The following is a 9,391-nucleotide window of genomic DNA, read 5'->3' on the forward strand; positions in this document are numbered from 1 at the left end:
CTGCTGAAATTGCTTTCCTTTAAAATGATTCATCGTCATTCCTCCTGCTATCTTTTTCTATTATTCTACCTTATTTGATAGTAGATTTAAAACTTTGCAACAGAACCGGTCAGTTTGAGGTAGTTGAGCAGATTGGCCATGTAATTATCCAAGCGCAAGAGCTGATGATCGACATCCTGCTGATTGAGATTGTCAGTCTGGCTCATCAAAGACAGGGCAGCCAGAGGCACTTTCATCTGGTGGGACCACATTTTGACCATAGCTTGCAGGTCTTCTTCTCGTGACTTATAGACCAAAAGCTGCTCCCGCGTCGCCTCCTTCTCCGCTTCAATCAAGTTGAGATAGGCAAGGTCCACAGGCTTATTCAGCAGGGGCAGAGCTTCTTCATGGACATAGTCTTCCAAGGCTCTCATGCGGTTGCGAAACTTCCAGAACAGGCCTACTGTCAGTAGGATGATAAGGGTTAGGGACAATAGCAGAGCGTTTTGCAGGAATTCGGTGGGCAGTTGATAGAGAAAGAAAAGCAAGATAAAACTAGTAGCCAGAACAATGTAGGAGAAATAAAAGCTCCTATATTCTCGGATAAATTTTGCTATCATTTGACCAAGTACCCCACGCCACGAACAGTATGAATACGGTCAAAACCGACTTCACTCACCTTCTTACGCAATCTGGTCATGTTGACATTGAGCGTATTCTGGTCGATAAATTCTTCATTTTCCCATAGTTTTTCCAAGAGTTCATCCTTGCTGACAATCTGTCCTTGTCTTTCTAGCAAGGCGGACAAAATCTTGGTTTCCGTAGGTGAAAGTTGAACCTGTTCCGATTTGTTTGTAAATCGTCCGTCTAAACTAAGTTGAAACTGGTCAATTGACAAATCGGTTGTTTTGCTGAATTGATTAACCCGACGCAGAAAGGCACCGATTTTGGCATCCAAAATTCCTAGTGAAAATGGCTTGGACACAAAATCATCCCCACCCATATTCATAGCCATGACCGCATTCATCTCATCATCGCTAGAAGAGATAAAGATAATGGGCATGGTCATGGTTTTACGGATTTCCGTTGTCCAATAAAAACCGTTGTAATAGGGCAGGCTAATGTCCATCAGCACCAAGTCTGGTTTGATTTCCGCCACTTCCTGACTGACAGCTCGGAAATTCTGCACACTTTCTACCTGATAAGATTTGCCCAAATGCTGCTTCAAGAGTTGGACAATCATCTCATCATCTTCAACAATATAAATCTTCTCTTTTTTCATCATCTTCATTCTGTAAAAGCCAGGACACTGGTCTTGGCTTTTTATTTATATACTTCTTTTCGATGCCCGACTTCAAGGGCAGTTACAATCAATTTATCATCTTCAATACTGACGATCACCCTGTAATTTCCGATACGGTACCGCCATTGCCCAGAACGATTTGCTATCAAGGCTTTTCCGTATTGTCTGGGGTTGTCGCACCCGTCAATATGCTTGTAAAGATACCGCAAAATCAAACTTGCAGCAGTTTTATCCATCTTTCGAATTTGTTTTTGAGCCTTAGCAGACAAAATAACCTTATAACTCAATGCCCAACTCCTCAGCCATTTGTTCTAATGTTATCGGCTCAATTCCATTCGCCAAGTCTTCTTGGTATTCTGCCCAAGCAATGTCTGCCACGCGGGCATCGTACTCATCTTCAAGTGCTTCAAGGGTTTTAGTCCGAATGAGTTCTGACAAACTGACACCTTCAAACTTTGCCATAGCCTGCATAAAGAGCTTGTCTTGCTCAGAAACTTTTAATGTAATAGCTGCCATTTTCTCACCTCTTCTAGTATTCCTTTGGTATTACCATTGTAACACCATTTCCCTGAAAATGCAAGAAGTCTCGCACAAGGCGAGACTTCTGCTACCGTTCAATAATGCGGTAATAGGTGCGACTGGTCCACTTGTAAATGACAAAGTAAATCAAGGCAACTGCAAGCAAAGTAATTCCACTGACCGTGTAAATCATAAGAGATGAGGTAACCCCAAGGGTCAGTAGCATTTGCTTCAGCATGACCAAGGATACTACAAAATGCACAGTTGCCATGACCAAAGGCATAAAGAAGACCGTAAGTGTTTGCGAGTTAATGGTCTTTTTGACTGCTGTTGCACTCATGCCCACTTCTTGTAGAATCTTGTAGGATTTCTTGTCTTCATGCCCTTCCGAGTACTGCTTGTAGTAGATAATCAAGGCTGCACCCAGTAGGAAACTAATTCCCAGCAAGAAACCTGTAAAGAGGAAACCGCCTCTAAAGCCCATCAGTAAATTGTTGAAATCGGATTTTTGCATAGCATATCCTAGGAATTCTCCGTTTGCATCGTTGATATTATAAGAGTCCCCAGTTTGCTCACCAATTGAAGTAACCTCTTCATCAGTCAAGTCGGTAAAGACACGGTAGTCCAGGCTAACCTGATAGCCTTGCGGATTATTGGACTCATAATACTCACGAACAGTATTCAATACAGTGTCATCACTGACTACCATAACGGCGGCATTTAGCGTATTGGTGATGTCTGGGAAAATAGCCTGGTCAAGATTGGCTACATTCTCAAAGGTATGATCGCCCAAAACAAGCTTCTTCAGCAATGGTTTTTCACTCGGACGCATAAAGGCAACTTGATTGGCAGCCAGCTCTGGCAGGTCATTGCCCAACTTCCTGAAATCATCTTGGGTGATGAAGTAGGTAAAGGCCATCTTGCTAAAGTTTGGATTGGCAATAGTCTCTGGACTAATGACAATCTCTTTCCCACCATCATAGACCAGACCAGCTTGGTAGGTCAGGTAGGACAGACTATCTTCCGCTTTTTCTGGAAAATGGCTGAGCACCGATTGCTGATAGGCACTTTCACCCTGACTTCTATCCGCAACTTTGTAGGTAATAGATGTTTCCTTTGGATAAAGACCACTTGTCATGCTTGACATGCCAGTATAAAGTGAAGTCGTTGTTGCAATGGTCACAAAGGCCATGACCGCAAGTAGCGTAATATTAGCCAAACCCTTTGCGTGCTGCTTCATCCGAAAAATCATCTGCGAAGTCGTAATGAAATGCTCTGGCGTATAGAAATACCGCTTGTTTTTTCGACGAGCCTTCAAATACCAAGTCATAAAGCTGATGTAGAACAGATAGGTCCCCGCAATAACAAAGAGCACAGCGATAAAGAACCGAAAGATAAGAGCTACACCTTCTGCTTTAGATGAAAGTGATAGGTAGTATCCAATACCCAGTCCCACTACACCAAGAGCAGCTAGAAGAACATTGCCTTTTGGCTCCTTCTCCCCTTTCTCACTAGCTCGGAACAAAATCAGCGGACTGGTCTTACCAATGGTCCGAATGGCTAGCAATTCCAAGAGAAAGAAGATACCAGCAAAGAGAAAGGCGGTCATGACAAAGGCCAAAGGGGCTATTCCAAAATGCAAATCACTATAATTTGTTAGATTGACAAAAATCAAGTAGAGAACATTTGCAAACACACCAGCTAAGACAGAACCAAGAACCACAACCAGTAAGAATATCATCATCAATTCTAGGCTGGCTATCAAGGCTACTTTTTTCTTGTTCATCCCCAGCATGTTATAGAGACCAAATTCCCTCGCCCGTTGTTTCATCAGGAAATTAAAACTATAAATCTCCATAATGACCGAGAAAATGGTCAGAACAACAACACCAAGACCGATAGAAACGGCACCAGAGCCCATGGTCTCCATAACTGGACTTAGCATGAGTAAGAACATGGAACAAATCAGAGTAAATAGCACAAGACTGGCTAAAACGAATGGAGCAAAAACACCCATGGATTTTCGGATATTTTGCCCAGCAAGTTTGAGGTAAAACATCTACTCACCCCCTAAAAGTGCAGACATATTGAGCGAAATTTCCTTGGCAAAGTCTTGATTGCTTTTACCTGCCTTGTACAATTGGTGGAAAATCCGACCATCTTTGATAAACAAGACACGTTTGGCATGGCTGGCTGCGTTGGCCGAGTGGGTCACCATGAGAATGGTTTGTCCATCTAGGTTGATGTCTTCAAACAAATTCAGCAAATCTTCTGAATTGCGATAATCTAGGGCAGCCGTCGGTTCGTCTGCTAGGACAATTTGTGGCTGGGTAATCAAACTACGAGCAATGGCCACGCGCTGCTTTTGTCCACCAGATAGTTCAAAGGGACGTTTTTTCAGCAAATCTTGAATCCGCAGTTTTGGCGCCAGGACTTTCAAACGTTTTTCCATTTCCTCATGGCTGGTACGTGCCAATACCAGAGGTAAAAAGATATTGTCTTGGATAGACAGGGTGTCCAAGAGATTAAAATCTTGGAAGACAAAGCCCAGATTACGCAAACGGAAATCGGCCAGCTTGCTTTCCTTGATTTTGGTAATATCTTGATTGTTCAAGAGAACAGAGCCACGAGTTGGCTTGTCCAGGGTTGCAAGAATGTTGAGTAAGGTTGTTTTACCAGAGCCACTTTCGCCCATAATGGCAATAAACTCGCCCTCTTCTACCTTAAAATCCACATCTTGCAAGGCACGAGTTTCCTCTTTTGAAAAGCGCGTGCGGTAAACTTTTTCTAAATGATTGATTTCTAATAACATATAAACTCCTAATTGATTTCTTTGGATAAATCAACTGCATCAAGTAATGCTTGATAGTCGATTCGGTCTGACTCAGCAATATTATCTTCTAAATCTACCTTGTAATAACCATCCTGGACACCGATGGCCCATTCCTTGTTAGTTGTTACATAAATAGTATTCAAGGATACTGTCTTTTTCACTGCCCCTTCTTCTTTGACAACAGGCCATTCCATAAACTGAACTTCTGTTCCTTGAATACTATCTTCGGCAACTTCCTGTTTGCTAACGGCATAGTCTTTTCCCTTGTAATGGAAAGTTTGATAGCCCTCATCAAAGCTAAGACCTGCTGAAGAGGAAGAGCAAGCGGTTAGCATTATACTGCCCAAAGCCAGCAAGCCAAATACTTTCTTTTTCATAGTTTCCTCCCTCTAGTATGCCATAAATCGCATACTTTGCAAATTATGAGATAACTCCTCTAAGAATTCTGCCTGTTCCAAGAGTTCAGCCTTTTCTTTTTCTGAGAATACCACTTCTTCCATTTTCTTGGCTTGTAAAAATTTGAATGACATATGATTTCCTTCTTTCTATTTCTTATGAGTCTATTATAGAAAATATTCCTCCTGTACTCTCTTACAGTTCTGATTAAAAAACTTACAGCTTTGTAAGGAAAGAAAAAAGACACCATTTCTGGCGTCTTACAGTTAGTTTTATTTTGTTAGACCAATGTAGGCAATCATTTCATCCAACTCTTCCTTGCTTTCAGTCACTAGAAGGTAGGCATCGTTGCCTTGCAATTCTGCAAAGGCGTCGGGCATGCGTTTAACGGTCTTAATCTTACCAGCGAATTTCTGATGAATGTCATCTGCCGAATGAACGTAATCAGTTGTATCTCGGCGAGTTGCGACCAAGCAGTATTGTGGTTCAAATCTACGTTCCTCAACTGTACCACCTGTTGCGACATTGGCATAATCACGGAAAAGATCAATGGAATGGGCGTAGTTATAGGCTTCAACTGTGAAACCGCCTGCCATGCGGTTGTTGTATTCAATGGCAATGTAGTCGTCCCCATCCTTGAAAAATTCAATATGGAAAAAACGCTCTCTCATACCAAAAGCTTTGATGATAGCACGTCCGTATTTAACTAATTTAGGATCTAATTCTTTTTCAATATAGTAGGCATTATCTTTTTTGCTTTGCATGAGTTCAAACGGTGTATGAACGTAGGTCAAACCTGTTTCAAAAACAACATTTCCTTCACGATCGACCAATCCGTCATATGTTGTGATAATACTTGAATTGACAAATTTTTCGAGGAAATAAATAGTTGCTCCATCCCATGTCTCCACAAACCGATCAAAATCTTCTTTATTTTCGATTTTGAAGGTACCTGATGCTCCAACACCATTGTCAGGTTTAGCAATCATTGGAAAACCAACATTCTTCAAAGCTCTGCCAAAATCACGTTCCGATTTAACAACCACACCTGGAACGACTGGAACACCTGCTTTTTTGAAATATTTTTTCATTTCAGACTTAAATTTGGTCTTTTTCAGGTGTTTAGGCTTGGCACCAAAAATGTTGAATTGTTCACGGAGGGCTGCATCGTTTTCAAGCCAATGTTCATTGTGGGATTCTACACGGTCAATTGGTCCATGTTTGTAGATTAAGAAGGCTGCTGCACGCTTAACTTCATCCAAGTTTTCAAGATTCTCAACACGGAAGTATTCTGTTAAGGCATTACGAAGTTCTTCAGGCAATTGATCGTAAGGTTCTTGCCCGATACCTAGAACCGTAACGCCTTCTTTTTTAGCCAATTCAATGGTGAACGGTTGAAAATTTTCTGGATAAAAAGGTGAAATAACGAGATAATTCATAGGTAGTCCTTTCTAACTTAAAGTCCGATAGAATGAAGGAAGAATGGCATTTGCTTTCTCCACCACACCCAGTCGTGGGCCACATCTGTTCCCCAAGTATCGAACCAAGCCGGGATATTCTTCTCTTCAAATGCGCGTTTAAGATTGTAGAAAGAGTCTAAACCATCTTGCTCCCAATCCCCTAAACCTGTGCATACGATAATATCAGCCTGGCGGTATTTGTCAATGAACCAACCATCATTCTGGTTCCAGATGTAATCAGACGGTGAGTTTTGATAGACCGCATCATCATGACCATAATCATGGTTGTTGTTGAAGAATCGAGCATCATAGACACCTGAAAGGGCGATAACTTTCGTAAAAACATCTGGATGTTGCAGGAAGAAATTGAGCGCGTGGTAGGCCCCCATTGAGCAACCAGTTGTCATCATACCATCGAACCAGCCAGTTTTATGTTTGATAAATGGAATCGCTTCTTCAATCACATACCGCTCGTAGGCGCGGTGAGCCTCTGCCTTATCATGAATGGATTTCCAGTCTGCCAACCAGCTTTCACTATCGTAGCTAGTTAGAGTAAAAAATTGGACCTGACCGGCCTCGATAGAGCCACGACAAGCTTCAATCATACCAAAATCAGCATATTCATTGTACGAACCACCTGATGAAGCAAATACGACAACAGGAATCCCTGCGTGACCATAACGATTTAGATTCATTTCTCGGCCAAGATTTCCAGACCAATGACTTAAAAATTCAACGTGCATAGTAAAGCCTCCTATTTGTATATTTTTGTTTTATGACCAATGTTCGCTTAGGAATCGTAGGCAAGCTGGCAAATAGAGCGCCCAAGCCTCTTCATTATGGACCGCACCTGAAACGACTTCCAAGGCGATATTGTCCAAATCCACTCCGCCAGCGATCAATTGACGATAGTAAGTCAATGAAGAATTGATATAGGCCTGCTTGATATTACCTGCCATCAATGTTTTATCTGTATCATCTGCTTCTTCTGTCCCAACGTAGATGTAGACTCGTTGCTCTGAGTCTAATTGTTGACGTTCAATATAACGGTCGAAAGCATCTTGATGAAGCCAGTTGGCAGATGAAAATACTCCTAGACAGCCAATCTGGTTCTGATAAGCCAATCCCATAAACTGGGTGATATTGCCTCCCAAGGATGAGCCAATCATTGCAGTGTGAACTTTATCAGATTTTGTCCGGTATTCTTGATCAATAAATGGTTTGACGACATCCATGACAAATTCAGCATACAAGGTTCCCTTACCACCGAACTGCACCCCAGGAATCCCCATCTCACTAAACTTCCAAGCAGCGTATTCATGCATGCGATCAGCACCATCGTTATCAATAGCCACTACGATCATTTTTGCAATGTCTGGATTACGCTTAATAGTTGGGATGACTTTCCATGAATGACCTGAAAAAGCTTCCTTACTGTAGAGTACATTTTGCCCATCGTGGAAATAAACAACGGGATAGGTCTCTTCTGTATTTTCAGCATATCCTTTCGGCAATAAAACACGGACTCGACGTTTTCTTCCTGTAAATGGTACATCTAATTCATGAGTTCTCATGTCCAAATAAAAGTAAGACTTATTCATATCTATCTCTTCCTTACGTATTTTAAGTATTATATCATAGTTTTTCTGGAATATTCAGAAAATTTAGTTATTTATTTGCAATTTTCGGATTTTCCGAACATAGTTAGTCAATGTCACAGAATTTTCTCATACATTTGGCGGTAATGCTCCAATTCTTTTTCTTCTTGTTGTGTGATGTCTTCAAAAATATCTAGCAAAATGGTACCTTTATCTCGTTTCCAGGTTGCCACAAATCGCCCTTTATAAAATACAACAGGTTTGACAATACCCGTCAAAGTATAGATATTACGGATGTATTTAGGATTAAAAAAGGGATTAGCTTTCTTTTCATAGCCTAGTAAAAGTTGGTCAAATCCTGCAACGAAGAGGCAGTCAGGGAGTTCTGCTTCTTCTAATTCTCCCAGATAAAAGCGTTCTTCTCCTGCTACCTCAACGGTTTTTAAATCTAATTGCTCCATCCATTTTAGGACCGTAGATTTATTTTCCTTGAAATAATAACGAGCATCCGCTAAACTGACTGGCCCAAAACCTGCAAAATACCGTCGAGCGATTTCCAGCTCTGCTTTTTCCCGAGAAAGTGGCTGAAAGTCTTTCAGACGATGAAAACGCTTGGCACCATATTCTTGATAGACTTCTCCACGCTCGACCATGTAGCGAAAGAGACCGCCCCAGGCATTAAAGACCAGTTTCTCCTCTTCCTGGGTCATCTTTTCCCCACGGCAAAGGACCTTGAGATCCTCACGGGTCATGGGACCTTGTTCAAGGGCTTCTAAAATCAGCTGGTGATATTTCTGCTTGGTCTGAGGACTAAAACCGTCCCGTCCTTCTGTCTTGAGGTAATCGGTGCTGGCCAGCCGCCCCTCGTGGATATAGAGAGGAATTTCCGACTTGAGATAGGCGTGAACCGTTCGCCGAATGGACCACTGACGAGTCGTTTCCTCCTGCCAGCTACCCTCATGAAAATCCTCCGATGTCATACGGTTACGAAATCCGACATGAACATAGGGCTGAAACTGAGCCTGCAAACCATTGAGATTTTGGCAGATTTGTTGAACAGACTGGGGTTTTAACAGACCTTGTTTCTGCAGAATAATTCCCTTTCAAGTATCGTGGTGCATCGTATTTCTCCTCCACTTTTCTAATCCCAGTATAACACAAAAGACACCCGAAGGTGTCTGATGATAGTCTAAATATGGTTCTGTTGCAAAGTTTTAAATAAAGAATAAAATCCCTTACGGTATCTATGATTTAAGCTGGGATTCCCAATAATACCTTGATTTCAGTACAGACCGAAAACCCG

The 9,391-nt window shown here is 41.8% G+C and carries 11 protein-coding genes and 1 pseudogene; all 12 read right to left on the reverse strand.

Features of this window, described 5'->3' with window-relative positions; translation table 11 throughout:
* Positions 1-89 precede the first annotated feature (89 nt).
* Positions 90-599 (reverse strand): annotated as a pseudogene (locus tag NOL38_RS10115) (ATP-binding protein); the annotation flags it as partial.
* Positions 596-1,264, reverse strand: coding sequence for a DNA-binding response regulator (locus NOL38_RS10120; protein ID WP_181728881.1), 669 nt, complete (start codon positions 1,262-1,264; stop codon positions 596-598). The pseudogene NOL38_RS10115 and the gene NOL38_RS10120, both read right to left, overlap by 4 nt.
* Before the next feature lie 38 nt (positions 1,265-1,302).
* Positions 1,303-1,569, reverse strand: coding sequence for a type II toxin-antitoxin system RelE family toxin (locus NOL38_RS10125; protein WP_044683307.1), 267 nt, complete (start codon positions 1,567-1,569; stop codon positions 1,303-1,305).
* Complete coding sequence (relB, locus tag NOL38_RS10130; protein WP_015646833.1) at positions 1,559-1,798, reverse strand: type II toxin-antitoxin system RelB family antitoxin; 240 nt, start codon at positions 1,796-1,798, stop codon at positions 1,559-1,561. Before relB ends, NOL38_RS10125 begins: the two co-directional genes overlap by 11 nt.
* 91 nt (positions 1,799-1,889) lie before the next feature.
* Complete coding sequence (locus tag NOL38_RS10135; protein ID WP_277942065.1) at positions 1,890-3,860, reverse strand: ABC transporter permease; 1,971 nt, start codon at positions 3,858-3,860, stop codon at positions 1,890-1,892.
* The gene (locus tag NOL38_RS10140) at positions 3,861-4,613 is read right to left on the reverse strand and encodes an ABC transporter ATP-binding protein (RefSeq protein WP_148115760.1); all 753 of its coding nucleotides are present in this window, start codon (positions 4,611-4,613) and stop codon (positions 3,861-3,863) included.
* 8 nt (positions 4,614-4,621) lie between these two features.
* Positions 4,622-5,011: a NisI/SpaI family lantibiotic immunity lipoprotein gene (locus NOL38_RS10145; protein WP_277942066.1), complete on the reverse strand. Its 390-nt coding sequence runs from the start codon at positions 5,009-5,011 to the stop codon at positions 4,622-4,624.
* Between the two features lie 12 nt (positions 5,012-5,023).
* Positions 5,024-5,164: a hypothetical protein gene (locus tag NOL38_RS10150; RefSeq protein ID WP_002943286.1), complete on the reverse strand. Its 141-nt coding sequence runs from the start codon at positions 5,162-5,164 to the stop codon at positions 5,024-5,026.
* A gap of 138 nt (positions 5,165-5,302) precedes the next feature.
* The gene (locus NOL38_RS10155; RefSeq protein WP_277942067.1) at positions 5,303-6,469 is read right to left on the reverse strand and encodes an ATP-grasp domain-containing protein; all 1,167 of its coding nucleotides are present in this window, start codon (positions 6,467-6,469) and stop codon (positions 5,303-5,305) included.
* Positions 6,470-6,486: 17 nt separating this feature from the next.
* Positions 6,487-7,233: an esterase family protein gene (locus NOL38_RS10160; RefSeq protein WP_002935029.1), complete on the reverse strand. Its 747-nt coding sequence runs from the start codon at positions 7,231-7,233 to the stop codon at positions 6,487-6,489.
* A gap of 30 nt (positions 7,234-7,263) precedes the next feature.
* Positions 7,264-8,091: an alpha/beta hydrolase gene (locus NOL38_RS10165; RefSeq protein ID WP_024408890.1), complete on the reverse strand. Its 828-nt coding sequence runs from the start codon at positions 8,089-8,091 to the stop codon at positions 7,264-7,266.
* Between the two features lie 113 nt (positions 8,092-8,204).
* Positions 8,205-9,068, reverse strand: coding sequence for a DNA glycosylase AlkZ-like family protein (locus NOL38_RS10170; RefSeq protein ID WP_277942068.1), 864 nt, complete (start codon positions 9,066-9,068; stop codon positions 8,205-8,207).
* Positions 9,069-9,391 lie beyond the last annotated feature (323 nt).

This window comes from Streptococcus suis, from assembly GCF_029616525.1.
GTDB classification, from domain to species: Bacteria; Bacillota; Bacilli; order Lactobacillales; family Streptococcaceae; genus Streptococcus; species Streptococcus suis_AF.